The organism is Bacteroides sp. D1, from assembly GCF_000157095.2.
Classification (GTDB): Bacteria; Bacteroidota; Bacteroidia; order Bacteroidales; family Bacteroidaceae; genus Bacteroides; species Bacteroides xylanisolvens.
The window spans coordinates 59,364-73,419 of record NZ_JH114342.1 but is presented as its reverse complement, the minus strand read 5'-3'; the positions used below and the strand labels follow the sequence as shown (position 1 = coordinate 73,419).

Here is a 14,056-nt window from a genome sequence, read left to right as displayed (position 1 = left end):
TTAATCTTTTATGTTTATTTTAAAACAAATCTCTTTTATTGAATCCCTCTTTCACGGAGTTTCAGCTGCCAGTTCCATGCAGAACGTAAAGTATCTTCCAAAGTTTCTACGGCCTTCCAACCCAGTTCCTGGTTTGCGAAATCCGGATTCGCCCAAACTTTTTCAATGTCGCCTGCACGACGTCCGACAATCTGATAATTCAATTTTACGCCGGTGGCTTTTTCAAAGCCATTTATCAATTCCAATACAGAAACGCCACGTCCTGTACCGATATTGAACACTTCCACTTTTTCTTTTTGTGTCTTTTCCAAGATACGACGGATAGCGATCACGTGGGCTTTAGCCAAGTCAACAACATTGATAAAGTCACGGATACAAGAACCGTCCGGTGTATCATAATCATCACCAAACACACTTAGTTTCTCACGGATGCCGATGGCGGTTTGGGTCAGATATGGAATCAGGTTTTGAGGAACCCCATTAGGCAGTTCACCCAACAATGCCGTAGGATGCGCACCAATCGGATTGAAATAGCGCAGCATAATCGCATTGATCGGAGCACCTGAAGCTACCGTATCACGAATAATCTCTTCATTGATCTGTTTCGTATTTCCGTATGGCGATTCCGCTTTCTTAATCGGAGCCTTTTCTGTCACCGGCAATTCATCCGGCTGACCATATACCGTACAGGAAGAAGAGAACACAATACCTTCTACTCCATGTTTTGGCATCAGTTCGAGAAGGTTAATCAAAGAAACCAGGTTATTACGGTAGTAAAGCAACGGTTTCTGTACCGATTCTCCTACTGCTTTGCTCGCTGCAAAGTGAATGATTGCCTTAATTCCTTTATATTTTGTAAATACTGCATCAAGACCAGCAAAGTCCAGGCAATCCAGCTTTTCAAAAACTGGGCGAATACCGGAAACTTTCTCTATATTGTCAACAACGTCAGCACTTGAATTTGATAAATTATCGATGATGATTACTTCATATCCACTGTTTTGTAGTTCTACAACAGTATGAGACCCTATGTATCCTGTCCCGCCTGTTACTAAAATTCTTTCTTTCATATACTTTATTAAAATGGTTAGTTTCTCGGCTTATCATTGTTTGAGTTACAAATGTATGGAAATAAAATGGAATAGCAATAATTTGCCACAATTTTATTTGCTGAAAAGTAATTTAGGTACGATTTGGTGGCAATCAGGTATAAAAAAGAATTGGAAACTCAAAGCTGTATGTCGCCATACAACAGAGCTTCCAATCCCCTATTTAATTATCAACTGTAAATCCTTACACCACGCCGGAGAATCCCATGAATGCCATAGCAAGCAAACCGGCGGTAATCAAGGCAATCGGAGTGCCTTGCATTCCTTTAGGTACTTTCACGAGGCTCATCTGCTCGCGCAATCCGGCAAAAAGCACCAGTGCCAGACCGAAACCGATGGCCGTAGAAAACGCGTACACAACACCTGTCAGCAGGTCGTAGTCTTTCTGAATCACCAGGATAGCCACACCAAGAATACAACAGTTGGTTGTAATCAAAGGCAAGAATACGCCCAAAGCCTGATACAGAGCAGGCGATACTTTTTTCAGAATGATTTCCACCATCTGCACCAATCCGGCAATGACCAGAATGAACGTAATCGTCTGCAAATATCCCAGCCCGAAGACATCCAACACAAACTTCTGAATCAGGAAAGTAACGATGGTAGCGATGGTCAACACGAAAGCAACCGCAGCGCTCATACCCATCGCAGTCTCTACTTTCTTAGATACGCCCAGGAACGGACAGATACCCAAGAACTGCGACAACACGATGTTGTTTACAAAGATTGCCGAAATAAATATCAATATATATTCCATATTCTTTTCTTATTTAATTGAATTAGGCTTTCTTGAAACTGTTAATCAGCGCAATGAGGTATCCCAAAGCGATGAAAGCACCCGGAGCCAATACAAATACCAACATTCCATATTCTTCCGGCATGATGGTCAGATCGAAAATCTTACCGGTTCCCAGAAATTCGCGGACAGCACCCAGCAATGTCAGGGCAATGGTGAAACCAAGTCCCATACCGATACCGTCAAACATAGAAGCAACTGCGTTATTCTTGGCGGCGAATGCTTCAGCACGTCCCAACACAATACAGTTCACTACAATCAACGGGATGAAAAGACCGAGCGTAGCGTACAGTCCCGGCACGTATGCCTGCATCACCATTTGAAGCAAGGTTACGAAAGACGCGATCACCACGATAAACGACGGGATACGCACCATATCCGGAATCAGGTTCTTGATTAAAGAGATCACCACATTCGAGCAGATCAATACGAACATGGTAGCCAGTCCCATACCCATACCATTGATGGCCGACGAAGTCGTACCCAATGTAGGACACATACCAAGCAGGAGTACAAACGTAGGATTCTCTTTGATAATCCCGTTCATCATTACTTTAAAGTTATTCATATCTGTCTCCTTTCTTATTTAGCACTGACCGAATCAGTAAGTTCAACTTTTATCGTAGCTCCTGTAGCAGCATCAGTATTAGGAGTTGCCTTATAAGCCTGATAAGCAGCATTTACAGCATTCAGAAACGCACGTGAAGTAATGGTAGAAGCTGTAATGGCATCCACCGCTCCCCCATCTTTGCTAACGGTCAGCGGAGCTTCACCCGGATTCATTCCTAAAATAGACTTTTTACTCTCTTCATGAGACACAGCCTGTTCTCCCTTGGCCGGGTCGTATGCTCCGAACCATTTGTCGGCTTTAGAGCCCAGTCCCGGAGTTTCCGCGTGAGCGAGTAACGAGTAATTATAGATTTTACCTTCGGCGTTAAAGCCTACCAGTACTTTCAGTTCGCCGCCAAATCCCATTGATTTAGCTTCGACGGCCGTTCCTACAAGTTCTTCGCCATTTTTGGCCGGATAAACGATAAAGTCAACATTCTTCTTTCCGTCTTTCTCGCTGAAAATCGTATCGCTTTCCGCTACCGGATTATTGGTAAATTCGGGAAGAACCTTTTTCAAAGCCTCGTTCAGTGTCTTCGCATTCGCTTCGGCAATGGGGCCTTTTGTCAGTTCATTTACATAAGCCAGCAACGCTACGGAAACAGCAGTCACGCCCGTAAGTACCAGCAACATATTCTTTAAAGATGATTCTAACTTTTTCATTTCTTCTTCGCTACCTCCCCAAAGCGTTTTGGTTTACAATAGGTGTTAATCAGCGGAGTGAACGCATTCATAATCAGGATGGCGAACGACATACCTTCGGGATAAGCACCGAACAGACGAATGACAACCGTCAGCAGACCGATACATACACCATAAATCAACATTCCTTTCTTACTCATCGGAGAAGTCACATAGTCGGTTGCCATAAAAACAGCACCCAGCATCAGACCACCGGAGAGCAACTGCAATACCGGAGAAACATATTTTTCCGGATCTGCCAGGTGCATGATACCTGCAAAGATAAACACGGTAGCCAGGATAGACACAGGAATATGCCAAGTGATGATCTTCTTCCAGAGCATATAAACCAGTCCGATCAATAGAGCCAATGCACTCACTTCACCCAAGCATCCGCCATTCTGTCCGATCAGCAAACTCAATGCATCCGGAATCTGGTTTAAAGCATCCATAGCCGCACTTTTATCTGCAGCATGAATCGCTTGTTTCATCAATGCCAGCGGAGTGGCACCGGTGGTAGCATCCGTATAAGCGGTCAACTGTCCGACTACCGGCCAGCTGGTCATCTGTACCGGGAAAGAAAGTAACAGGAACACACGTCCTGCCAGTGCCGGATTAAAAGGATTGCAACCTAATCCGCCGAAAGACATTTTGCCTACACCGATAGCAAACAGTGCACCCAGAATGATAATCCAGATAGGGAGATTAGACGGTAAGTTGAATGCCAGCAACACACCTGTGATGATGGCAGAGCCGTCGCAGATGGTAGTGGTAGGTTTCTTCATTAAATATTTCCCGATCGCCCATTCGAAGAACAAACAAGCTGCAACGGAAGTAGCCGTGACAATCAGGGCACCCAGTCCGAAGAAATAGAGAGACACCAGAAAAGCCGGAATCAGTGCGATCAGCACGCCATACATATTTTTCTGTACGCTGTCTCCGCCATGAACGTGGGGTGATAGTGATACGATTAATTTATTTTCCATATTCGTTATTTTTTAGCTTGACGTGCACGAATCATAGCGCCTACTTTGCCTTTGCCCAGACGACAGTAGTCGAGCAACGGACGGTTGGCAGGACAAGTGAACTGGCAAGAGCCGCACTCGATACAATCCATGATTCTTTCTTTTTCCATTGTTTCAAAATCTCCGTTTTCGGACAAAGCTCCGAGCAAGTACGGTTCCAGTCCCATCGGACAGGCACTCACGCACTTCGCGCAACGGATACAGGTTTGAGCTTCGCCGCGTTTGGCTTCCTTCTGATTCATAATCAGGATACCGGAACTGCCCTTCGCAGTAGGAACCTCGATATTTACGAGCGCCTTACCCATCATCGGACCGCCACCGATCACCTTACCCGTATCTTCGGGCAGACCACCGCAAGCGTCAATCAACTGTTTCATCGGTGTACCGATACGAGCCAGGAAGTTGGAAGGTTTCGCAACCGACTTTCCTGTCACGGTAATCACACGTTCGAACAACGGCTTATTTTTCTGTACAGCTTCATAAACGGCAAATGCTGTTCCCACGTTCTGCACGACTGCTCCCGTAGAGATAGGCAATGCACCGCTCGCCACCTGACGTTTGGTAATCGCGTCAATCAGCTGCTTTTCACCTCCTTGCGGATATTTCACCTTCAAGGGCACTACTTCGATGCCTGCATAGCTGGAAGCCACTTTGGTCATCAGTTCGATAGCATCAGGCTTATTATTTTCGATTCCGATAAATGCCTTGTTCACTTTCACCGCTTTCATCAAGATAGAAACACCCACCATGATTTCTTCCGCGTGTTCCAGCATCAGCTGATGGTCGGCAGTCAGGTAAGGTTCACACTCTACGGCATTGATAATCACACATTCAGCCTTGAAAGAAGGAGGAGGACAAAGTTTCACCTGCGTAGGGAAACAAGCACCGCCCAGACCTACGATTCCGGCATCGGCAATCTTCTTCACGATCTCTTCTGCGGAAAGTTCACACTCTTTCACCAGTGTGGTGCTACGGTCGATTGTTTCTTCCCATTCGTCGCCTTCCACATCAATAAAGATGGCAGGTTTCGCATAACCGCTGGCATCGACTATGGTATCAATCTTCGCCACTTTACCACTGACCGAAGAGTGAATTGCTGCCGAAACAAAGCCGGCAGGTTCGGCAATCCGGGTGCCGACCTTTACCACATCCCCTTTCGCTACAACCGGTTTTGCAGGCGCACCGATGTGCTGCCCCAGCAAAATAACAGCCTTTGCAGGAACTTCCGCTGTGATAATAGGTTGATGTGCCGACAATTTATTTTCGTGTGGATGAACTCCACCAATTGAAAATGTCTTTAACATACAGTTCTGTATTTTTTTCTGTTATTATTCTGTTACTTTCGGAGCTTCTGTAGCCTTTGCAGCAGGAGTTTCCACTTTTGCAGCCGGTGCAGGAGTCTCCACCGCTTCTTTAGAAACAGCAGCCGGTTTCGGAGCGGCCGGAGCTTCTTCTTTCGGTTTCCGCGGCGGGAAATTCAATTCGATAATGCTATTCTGCGGACAAACTTCCACACATTTCCGGCAAGATTTACACTTGTGCGGATCGATGTAAGCCAAGTTGTTTTCCAGCGTAATAGCCTCGAACGGACAAGTCTTCACACACTTGCCACAGCCGATACAGCTCACTGTACAAGCCTTACGCGCCACAGCTCCCTTGTCTTTATTCACACAAGAGACATACACGCGGCGTGACTTCTTTCCTTGCGGACGGATTTCGATGATCGCCTTCGGGCAAGCCTTCACACAAGCGCCACAAGCGGTACATTTCGCTTCATCCACTTCCGGGAGCCCCGTTTCAGGATTCATGTGGATGGCATCGAACTGACAAGCAGCCACACAGTCACCACACCCCAGACATCCGTAACTACATCCCGTTTCCCCACCATACAGCGAAGCGGCAATAGCACAACTCTTCGCACCATCATATTGGTTGGTACGCGGACGATTGGCACACGTTCCGTTACATCTTACCACTGCTACCATCGGTTCAGCTTCACCGGCTACAAGTCCGAGGATATCAGCAATTTGTGCCATGACAGGTTGTCCACCTACGGGGCAGAATTTACCATCCAGCGAACCGGCTTTGACGCAAGCGTCGGCAAATCCGCTACAACCGGGATAGCCACATCCACCACAATTAGCCTGGGGAAGCACTTCTCCCACCTGGGCAATCCGCGGGTCTTCATACACGGCAAATTTCTTGGAAGCCACATAAAGAATAGCGGCCAGCACGAGCGCTATAGCTCCCAATGAAATCACTGCAATCAGAATCAAATTCATAATGTTTTTAGTTATTTATTGGTTTTATAGTAAATGAAAATTGTTGTTTGAGTTGCGTTTTATTGAGCCACAAAACGAAATAATAAGGTATAAGGACAGCCAGAGAAAGAAGTGCTGCATACAACTCATTCTCTATCCACGCCATCAAAAGAAACAATGAAAATATAAGAAGTACGAAAGGAAGTACGAAAGCCAATACCACTGCCATCATGCCCATCGACGTTTCGCCGACCACCATCACCTTCTCTCCCACCTGATAGGAAGAAGCCGCGGTATCTATAATATCTATGATTTTGTCCTTACTATCCGCCGAGGAACAATGCCCCTTTGCGCTACAAGCCGCGCAAGCCGATGTCTGGACAATCCTCACCGACAGATGAGAACCTTGTATGTTTTCCACAATACCTAGATGCTTTATAGTATTATTCGTCATTTTGCAAACTCCGCATTACAAATCGCGGCAAATTTAATCATTATTTGTGAACTACGAAGCATTCCCCCAACTTTTTCTACATAATAAATTGTTATTTTTTGCGTTTTCGTTATCGCACACGGAAAAGGTATGGCTACCATTTAATATTTCCCAAGAATGACAAATAGACATCCTAGACAAAAAAATCCCGGCCGTTTTATTTATTCAGCCGGGATTTTCTATCAATTATTTCACGGATTACTCCACTATCCTCTTCTTGTAGTAGCGCAGATACATTCTCACCAACGTATTCAAAATCAGTTCAATCTCCTCTTCGTTGTAGGCATTCAAACAGAGATTCATTACTTTTATATAATCGTTCAATGGGAGATTTAGCCCTTTTTTATGCCATTCAAAACATCATGTCCCATACCCAGGGTCTCGCATACATACTCATTTTTCAATTTCGCACGTTTAAGCAACTCATTAATATAAGCTCCCAAATCACTGCAACAAACCGTTTTCTTTTTCATCTTTGTTTTTTGTTGTTAAATACACACTTTAATAATTAAATATTTTAACTTTTATCCTCACATATCAGGGTAGAGTCTATTTTGTTATTACTACCTTCATGCCGTGTTTTTGAAACACACTCATATTTTTTGCAAAAATAAACATTTTAACTTATAACAAAAAGAAAATGATGTCAAACAGCTACAGAATGTCCTATTTTATGCCACCTATCGCTCCCATCAAAGACAAACAAGGCCGACTGATGACTCCTCCCACGCTTATCCCCTTCTGCGAAGTCTCCATCGAACAAGTTTTCCAAATGATTACTTGCAATGAGAATCTCAAAACCCTGACCGCACAAGTACGGAATGCCACAGATATACGAGCCGCCAAAGCATCATTGCTTCCGTATGTGACCCCTTGCGGCACATTCACCCGCCGTAGCTGTAAGGATTTCGTCTCCCCGTCTCATCTGGTGATAGTAGATGTGGACGGTCTCCACTCTTATCAGGAAGCAGTAGAAATGCGACGTATGCTCTATGACGACCCTCTCCTACAACCTGTACTCACCTTTATCAGCCCCAGCGGACTGGGTGTAAAGGCATTTGTTCCTTGCCATTATTCCCCCACGATAAATGATGCCCAAAATATCACAGACAACATGAGTTGGGCGATGCGGTACGTAGAGACGGCATACAATACGGTAACAGCGGTTTCTTCCGAAACGAAATCCAAAGTAGATTTCTCCGGCAAAGACCTCGTGAGATCCTGTTTCCTTAGTTACGACCCGGAAGCATTGTTCAGAACCAAGTAAACGAGAATAATTAAACATTATTTTATAAAAATCAAAACATGACCGATATTGAATCTTTATGCCGTCTCACCGAAGCAGTCGAAGCGGCAGGAGCGGACATTGCTCCCACCTATCTTGAATACGTACAATTGTCATTCGCCATCGCAACGGATTGCGGTGAAGCAGGACGTGACTTTTTCCATCGCCTGTGCCGGGTGTCTCCCAAGTATCAGCGCGAACATGCCGAACGGGTATTCTCCAATGCACTCCACACCCAACGTGGAGAAGTGCACTTGGGCACCGCTTTCCACCTGGCCGAAGCGACGGGAGTAAGCATCTGCATAGAAGAAATGCCCAAACATCCCACAGGTACAAAAGGTACAGCAGGTACAGCACGCAAATTTCCCCCACACACGGGCGCGTATAATAAGGTAGGGAATGACAATATCTCCGAAGAAAGAGAAGGGGAAGAAGAACTATTGCCGGGCAGTGAACCGCAACATCAATTGCCCACTTTTCCGAAAAACAACTGGCCGGAATTCTTGCAACGTATCATAAAAGCCGGGAGCAGCCCAATACAACACGACATCATGTTATTGGGAGCGCTCACTGCCCTGGGTGCTTGTATGTCGCGCCACGTGCGATGCCTATATGGCGGCAAATACCATCACCCCAGCCTCCAATGTTTCGTAGTGGCTCCTTCGGCTTCCGGCAAAGGTATCCTTTCCTACATCCGCTTACTCGTGGAACCTATCCACGACGAGATCCGCAAAGAAGTGGCCATACAGATGAAAGCATACAAAAAAGAGAAAGCCGAGTACGATGCTATGGGGAAAGAACGAACCAAAAAGGAGGCTCCACAAATGCCCCCTAACAGGATGTTCCTCATTTCGGGCAACAACACCGGTACGGGTATCCTACAAAACATCATGGACTCCGACGGAACCGGACTTATCTGCGAAGCGGAAGCGGACACCCTTTCCACCGCCATCGGATCGGACCATGGTCATTGGAGCGATACCCTGCGCAAAGCGTTCGACCACGACCGCTTGTCCTACAACCGCCGCACCGACCAGGAATACCGGGAAGTGAAGAAAAGCTATCTTTCCGTCCTGATTTCGGGTACGCCGTCGCAGGTGCAAACTTTCATTCCGACGGCAGAAGACGGATCATACTCCCGCCAATTATATTATTACATGTGCGGAATCAGTAAATGGATCAGCCAATTTATGGACAACGAGATAGATTGGGAGGAGATATTCACCGCTATGGGACTGGAATGGAAAGAAAAGTTGAGCGTGATAAAAGCGCACGGCATTCATACCCTGCAACTCACGGATGAACAAAAAGAAGAAATCGACACCGTCTTTTCCGACTTGTTTGAACGCTCCAGTGTAGCTAATGGAAGGGAAATGTATAGTTTTGTGGCACGTCTGGCCGTCAATCTATGCAGAATCATGTCGGAAGTAGCCGTATTGCGTGCCCTCGAAAGCCCGCAGCCCTACGACTTCAAGACCTCTCCCACCTCTCCTTTCACACCGGACAAGGAGATTCCTGCGGACAACCGCAAAGATGACATCATCACTCGTTGGGATGTATCCATTTCACAGGAAGACTTTCATGCTGTGCTTAGTCTTGCGGAACCTCTCTACTGTCATGCCACGCATATTCTATCGTTCCTCCCCAATACAGAAATCAGCCACCGTCCTAATGCCGATCGTGATTATCTCTTCCAGAAACTGGGTGATGAATTTACTCGTACACAGTTACTGGAAGAAGCAGTTGCCATGGGAATTAAGGAAAACACAGCCCTCACTTGGTTGAAACGGCTCACCAAGCGCGGAATATTAGTCAGTATAGACGGCAAAGGGTTGTACGCGCGTGCGTGTGTGTATGAGTGAACCGGAAAAAGTGTACCCACTGTACCCGTTTTACTTACGGATGCAGTAGTCATTTCAATTACCACATCCGTTTTGACTGAAACAATCGTTTGTCCTGCATAAAGCATCGCTTTAGGAGGTGTAAAGCTAAGCTTTAGACATCGTAAAGCGGTGCTTTATACACCATAAAGCGACGCTTTATTTAAGGCTCTCCTAAAGCATCCACAATGACTCTCACCTCCAACGGTGTGAATGAGCGTCGCTTTGATTCGTAGCCTAAGTCGTACAGGCGTTGTAGAAGTCCGGGACACAAAGAGATCCATTTCTTCATCTTTCGATAGGCAGCGATGTCAGTTAGTTGCGGAGAATAGAGTTGCGCCAGTTCCATGCGCCCGTAAGCACGTATTTTAAATTCACTCATGATGGATATATTTCTGATTTACTGTTACAAAAATAACAAAAAACGACTATATAACCAACGTTTTTCCATTGAATAACCGACTATAATGACAAATAACCGACCGCTACCAGACACAACCGTGCACAGCTGATTTCCGGGAGATCCGGAGTAGTATTTTTGTATCGTCGAAAGGGAAAAGAATCCCCGGACAATATGTTTAACCCTTTAATTTATTGTTTTATGATTCGTTACAAAATTTATCAGAACCAGCAGAAGAAAGGCTTGAATGCGGGTAAGTGGTTCGCCCGTGCAGTAAGCGACGAGACGTTTGATTTGGCAAAGCTTGCCGAACATATGTCGAAGCACAATTCACCGTATTCCGGTGGTGTCATCAAAGGTGTGCTTTCGGATATGGTAGATTGCATCAAAGAATTGTTGCTAGACGGCAAGTGTGTGAAAATTGATGATCTTGCCATTTTTGGTGTGGGTATTCGCAGTAAGGCAGCCGATACGCTGGAAGAGTTCTCGTTGGAGAAGAATATTAGCGGCATGCGTCTGAAAGCCCGTGCCACCGGTAATCTGTCGACCAATAATCTGAAACTCGATAGCCAGTTGAAGCAGCAGGCGGAATATCAGAAACCGACAACTGCCGGAGGAGGTTCTGATTCGGGTGACAACCCTGATCCGAAACCGGATGGAGGTGGCGAAGCGCCTGACCCGGCTGCCTAAAAGATTCACCACAGACTACACAGATTTCCACAGATTATATTGAATTGGTAGTTGCTAAAGTAGTCGATTATTTATCTGTGTGAGTCTGTGTAGATCTGTGGTAAACCTATGGCAAACCTACAGTAAATCTGTGGTAAAAGAAAACTATTATTAATTTATTTAAAACCTGTTATTGTATGAGTAAATCATCATCTTCCCGCTCTGTATGGAGCTTAGTTCTCAAAATCGTTATCACTGTAGCCACCGCCATCGGAGGTGTGTTCGGAATACAAAGTTGCATGTAACCCCATGCGGACTATTACATTAATTATCATTCATTGCAGTGCCACGCCGGAAGGAAAGTCCCTTTCGGCGGAGGCTTGCCGACAGGATCATATCTTGCACCGTGGTTTCCGTGATATTGGCTATCATTTTTACATCACTCGTGATGGGGAGATTCACCGGGAACGTGCGTTAGAAAAGGTCGGGGCACACTGCCGTAATCATAATGCCCATTCGGTTGGTGTTTGTTATGAGGGAGGACTGGATGCGAACGGAAAACCGAAAGATACGCGTACACTGGAACAAAAAGGAGCTTTGCTTGCTTTGTTGAGGGAGTTGAAAAGGCAGTTTCCGAAAGCGTTGATTGTGGGACACCGGGACTTGAATCCAATGAAAGGATGTCCGTGCTTTGATGCGGTGAAAGAGTATTCCCAAGTAATTTCTTATCAAAAGTAGCTTCTTTTAGATTTCCACACGGCTTATTGTATAAAAAAATATCAACGATCTTCACAGACAGTTGGTATTTTTTGGAAATCATATTAGTGTTAACACTAATATGAAGAGCGAGATTAGAACAATACCACTATATTGCTCCTAATCTACTAAATGTAGGGATTCATGTTTGTCACATGAATCTAGGGACCTACATTTTTCCATCTCATTGTAAATATTCAATTATAACATAACGTATTAAAAAGCACTTTCAGTACTTCCTATTCATTTCATCTGTTTTTCATCGTTTAACGAGCATAAGCTCCATCTTTAGCCTCAAAGATGACAGATGGTTCAATCACTTCCACAGTATGCCATGCACCCTTAGGTATCTGACAACCATACTTGGTTTCTGTAGGATTGAGATGGATACGCTGTACTTCTCGATACTCAACCTTACGAGCTACATCTTGTACATTCACCCCCTTCTGAAAATCATCCGTATCCTTCTCATACGAAACTACTTCCTCATAAATTACTTCGTCCAACTTACCACACAGGCAGATTACTGTTTCGGTAGTATCTTCATGTCGATGGATAGGCACCTTAGTTTCTGGCAACAATGCGTTTAGCATACGTTGACTGGTATCGGCAGATGAAGTGCGTAGGTCGAAGTTCTGACGTAAACGTGGATTCTCTTTAGCTTGCTCAAATAACTTATCTAAAAATTCTTTATCAAATTCCATAATCGTTATTGTTTCAATGATATAAGATATTCTTCATGTAAATGATAGTATTTTTTCATGAATAATATGTAAGCAATAGCTAATACAGCTGATACACCCACCAGATATAACCAATGAGCAAGCACTGTATCGGGACAGAGATAGATAAATCCAAGGGAAATCACTAACTGCATAACCGTATACAGCAATGCAACTTTTACATGACCTACTTTTAACTCATTAGCCATAATCTGATAAGCATGCTTACGATGTGCCTCGCCCAAATTTTCGTGCAACATAATACGATGTACAATAGTCAGACAGCCATCCACACCATATACCAACAGAAATATCAGCCAAGTAATATCCATTGTCTTGATTATTACATTACCTAACAGAAACAGTATGATAAAAGCAATGCCGATAGAGCCGACATCCCCTGCAAAGCATTTCGCTTTACCCTTCGGACGGAAATTGAAAATACAAAACACCAATGAAGAAAGAATCGTTGATATGATCAGACTCTGTTCTACAAAAATATCATCCATATTCACCAGAGCCAACGGAATCAATACAGCCAAAGAGTAGCCTGCTGTGATACCATTGATTCCATCCATGAAGTTTATTACATTTGTGGCACCAACATAGACTATTAGTGCTAACAGTATTACCCACCACATTGACCAATGCAATATGCCAAGCTGATAGAATGCCATTGCGGCAGCTACAAATTGAGCGACCAATCTTACAGAGTCCGGTAATGAATGGATGTCATCTACAAAGCTAATGCCTGCTACAAGCGTCAGGCCTACCAGAAACCAGGGATATTGAAATCCAAAGAATACACTCCAAATCCATACACCAATCAAGAAGATTATACCTCCGCCACGCAATACAATCGTAGAGTGTGATGAGCGTTCGTTGGGTTTGTCGATAATATTAAAGTGGTCAGCCACCTTGAAATAGCATAACTCTAATGCCAATAGAATCACAAAAATAATTCCATAAGTACTAACTAATTCCATATTGTTTTAATGTATTTACTTCGATATTTAATATAAAAATCAACACAAAGCTTTCATTATATTTCCCATTTGTGTATAATCCTCTGTCTGATAAGTTGTTGTTCTGTTTTCCCATGCACGACACTCGTATTCCCATCTTTTTTCAATGCTATTTTATTAGAAAGTAATAAACTAAGATTGCTACTGTAGTTTAAAATTTTCAACGCCAGCTCCAAGTTTCGATATCCCAATATCAACCTTTGATCATACGATCCAAGAATACTCTCTGAAATGCTATTGGCAACGTCTCGTCCTATGAGCAGAGCCTATGAACAATATTCTTGACAGCTATCATTACAAACATGCATTTGATGAAACAGGTGTTTAGAAACAGCGGTAAACATT

General features: G+C 44.4%; 17 protein-coding genes. 5 read left to right on the top strand and 12 right to left on the bottom strand.

The genetic code is table 11. The annotated features are described in order from the left end of the window. Window positions 1–35: 35 nt before the first annotated feature. The 9 genes from galE to BSAG_RS25280 form a co-directional block, all read right to left on the bottom strand. Window positions 36–1,070: a UDP-glucose 4-epimerase GalE gene (gene galE, locus BSAG_RS11575; protein WP_004312756.1), complete on the bottom strand. Its 1,035-nt coding sequence runs from the start codon at window positions 1,068–1,070 to the stop codon at window positions 36–38. Between the two features lie 223 nt (window positions 1,071–1,293). Then, window positions 1,294–1,866, bottom strand: a complete 573-nt coding sequence (gene rsxA, locus BSAG_RS11580; RefSeq protein WP_004303570.1) for an electron transport complex subunit RsxA — start codon at window positions 1,864–1,866, stop codon at window positions 1,294–1,296. Window positions 1,867–1,888: 22 nt separating this feature from the next. Continuing rightward, window positions 1,889–2,473, bottom strand: coding sequence for an electron transport complex subunit RsxE (rsxE, locus tag BSAG_RS11585; RefSeq protein ID WP_004295586.1), 585 nt, complete (start codon window positions 2,471–2,473; stop codon window positions 1,889–1,891). Between the two features lie 14 nt (window positions 2,474–2,487). Then, a complete protein-coding gene (locus BSAG_RS11590) occupies window positions 2,488–3,177 on the bottom strand; it encodes an RnfABCDGE type electron transport complex subunit G (protein WP_004312755.1) in 690 nt (229 codons plus the stop codon). Further along, window positions 3,174–4,181, bottom strand: coding sequence for an RnfABCDGE type electron transport complex subunit D (locus BSAG_RS11595; protein WP_004309219.1), 1,008 nt, complete (start codon window positions 4,179–4,181; stop codon window positions 3,174–3,176). Before BSAG_RS11595 ends, BSAG_RS11590 begins: the two co-directional genes overlap by 4 nt. A gap of 5 nt (window positions 4,182–4,186) precedes the next feature. Then, window positions 4,187–5,524 (bottom strand): electron transport complex subunit RsxC, encoded by a 1,338-nt coding sequence (rsxC, locus tag BSAG_RS11600; RefSeq protein WP_004309220.1) that lies wholly within the window; start codon window positions 5,522–5,524, stop codon window positions 4,187–4,189. Window positions 5,525–5,548: 24 nt separating this feature from the next. Further along, window positions 5,549–6,502, bottom strand: coding sequence for a Fe-S cluster domain-containing protein (locus BSAG_RS11605; RefSeq protein ID WP_004312754.1), 954 nt, complete (start codon window positions 6,500–6,502; stop codon window positions 5,549–5,551). Window positions 6,503–6,509: 7 nt separating this feature from the next. Then, on the bottom strand, window positions 6,510–6,935 hold the full coding sequence (locus BSAG_RS11610; protein ID WP_008770630.1) for a SoxR reducing system RseC family protein: 426 nt from the start codon (window positions 6,933–6,935) through the stop codon (window positions 6,510–6,512). A gap of 371 nt (window positions 6,936–7,306) precedes the next feature. After that, window positions 7,307–7,447 carry a hypothetical protein gene (locus BSAG_RS25280; RefSeq protein WP_004295577.1) on the bottom strand — a complete coding sequence of 47 codons (141 nt, stop codon included), beginning with the start codon at window positions 7,445–7,447 and terminating at the stop codon, window positions 7,307–7,309. Between the two features lie 170 nt (window positions 7,448–7,617). On the opposite strand from BSAG_RS25280, the gene BSAG_RS11620 reads away from it, so the two are divergent. Beyond that, complete coding sequence (locus BSAG_RS11620) at window positions 7,618–8,241, top strand: BT4734/BF3469 family protein (RefSeq protein ID WP_008997536.1); 624 nt, start codon at window positions 7,618–7,620, stop codon at window positions 8,239–8,241. Between the two features lie 38 nt (window positions 8,242–8,279). After that, window positions 8,280–10,121: a DUF3987 domain-containing protein gene (locus BSAG_RS11625; RefSeq protein WP_004312751.1), complete on the top strand. Its 1,842-nt coding sequence runs from the start codon at window positions 8,280–8,282 to the stop codon at window positions 10,119–10,121. A gap of 181 nt (window positions 10,122–10,302) precedes the next feature. Here the strand turns inward: BSAG_RS11625 and BSAG_RS11630 are convergent, their stop codons facing one another. Continuing rightward, the gene (locus tag BSAG_RS11630) at window positions 10,303–10,521 is read right to left on the bottom strand and encodes a DUF4248 domain-containing protein (protein ID WP_004295574.1); all 219 of its coding nucleotides are present in this window, start codon (window positions 10,519–10,521) and stop codon (window positions 10,303–10,305) included. A 219-nt stretch (window positions 10,522–10,740) separates the two neighbouring features. Between BSAG_RS11630 and BSAG_RS11635 the strand changes: the two genes are divergently transcribed. From BSAG_RS11635 to BSAG_RS11640, 3 genes are all read left to right on the top strand, one after another. Continuing rightward, on the top strand, window positions 10,741–11,229 hold the full coding sequence (locus tag BSAG_RS11635; RefSeq protein ID WP_004303576.1) for a DNA-binding protein: 489 nt from the start codon (window positions 10,741–10,743) through the stop codon (window positions 11,227–11,229). Between the two features lie 176 nt (window positions 11,230–11,405). After that, a complete protein-coding gene (locus tag BSAG_RS24965) occupies window positions 11,406–11,513 on the top strand; it encodes a smalltalk protein (protein ID WP_004295566.1) in 108 nt (35 codons plus the stop codon). A 4-nt stretch (window positions 11,514–11,517) separates the two neighbouring features. After that, entirely contained in the window at window positions 11,518–11,946 is a 429-nt protein-coding gene (locus BSAG_RS11640; protein ID WP_004312749.1) for an N-acetylmuramoyl-L-alanine amidase, read from the top strand. Between the two features lie 284 nt (window positions 11,947–12,230). Here BSAG_RS11640 and BSAG_RS11645 read toward each other — a convergent pair whose 3' ends face one another. Both BSAG_RS11645 and BSAG_RS11650 read right to left on the bottom strand, forming a co-directional pair. Next, entirely contained in the window at window positions 12,231–12,668 is a 438-nt protein-coding gene (locus BSAG_RS11645; RefSeq protein ID WP_004312748.1) for a WbuC family cupin fold metalloprotein, read from the bottom strand. A 5-nt stretch (window positions 12,669–12,673) separates the two neighbouring features. After that, window positions 12,674–13,672: an MraY family glycosyltransferase gene (locus BSAG_RS11650; RefSeq protein ID WP_004312747.1), complete on the bottom strand. Its 999-nt coding sequence runs from the start codon at window positions 13,670–13,672 to the stop codon at window positions 12,674–12,676. Window positions 13,673–14,056 lie beyond the last annotated feature (384 nt).

Coding starts and splice junctions, on each gene's coding strand:
- BSAG_RS11595 (WP_004309219.1), bottom strand. CDS start 4,181: ATGGAAAATAAATTAATCGTATCACTATCACCCCACGTTCATGGCGGA.
- BSAG_RS11605 (WP_004312754.1), bottom strand. CDS start 6,502: ATGAATTTGATTCTGATTGCAGTGATTTCATTGGGAGCTATAGCGCTC.
- BSAG_RS11650 (WP_004312747.1), bottom strand. CDS start 13,672: ATGGAATTAGTTAGTACTTATGGAATTATTTTTGTGATTCTATTGGCA.
- BSAG_RS11620 (WP_008997536.1), top strand. CDS start 7,618: ATGTCAAACAGCTACAGAATGTCCTATTTTATGCCACCTATCGCTCCC.
- BSAG_RS11640 (WP_004312749.1), top strand. CDS start 11,518: ATGCGGACTATTACATTAATTATCATTCATTGCAGTGCCACGCCGGAA.
- BSAG_RS11635 (WP_004303576.1), top strand. CDS start 10,741: ATGATTCGTTACAAAATTTATCAGAACCAGCAGAAGAAAGGCTTGAAT.
- rsxC (WP_004309220.1), bottom strand. CDS start 5,524: ATGTTAAAGACATTTTCAATTGGTGGAGTTCATCCACACGAAAATAAA.
- galE (WP_004312756.1), bottom strand. CDS start 1,070: ATGAAAGAAAGAATTTTAGTAACAGGCGGGACAGGATACATAGGGTCT.
- BSAG_RS11630 (WP_004295574.1), bottom strand. CDS start 10,521: ATGAGTGAATTTAAAATACGTGCTTACGGGCGCATGGAACTGGCGCAA.
- rsxE (WP_004295586.1), bottom strand. CDS start 2,473: ATGAATAACTTTAAAGTAATGATGAACGGGATTATCAAAGAGAATCCT.
- BSAG_RS11590 (WP_004312755.1), bottom strand. CDS start 3,177: ATGAAAAAGTTAGAATCATCTTTAAAGAATATGTTGCTGGTACTTACG.
- BSAG_RS11625 (WP_004312751.1), top strand. CDS start 8,280: ATGACCGATATTGAATCTTTATGCCGTCTCACCGAAGCAGTCGAAGCG.
- rsxA (WP_004303570.1), bottom strand. CDS start 1,866: ATGGAATATATATTGATATTTATTTCGGCAATCTTTGTAAACAACATC.
- BSAG_RS25280 (WP_004295577.1), bottom strand. CDS start 7,447: ATGAAAAAGAAAACGGTTTGTTGCAGTGATTTGGGAGCTTATATTAAT.
- BSAG_RS11645 (WP_004312748.1), bottom strand. CDS start 12,668: ATGGAATTTGATAAAGAATTTTTAGATAAGTTATTTGAGCAAGCTAAA.
- BSAG_RS11610 (WP_008770630.1), bottom strand. CDS start 6,935: ATGACGAATAATACTATAAAGCATCTAGGTATTGTGGAAAACATACAA.
- BSAG_RS24965 (WP_004295566.1), top strand. CDS start 11,406: ATGAGTAAATCATCATCTTCCCGCTCTGTATGGAGCTTAGTTCTCAAA.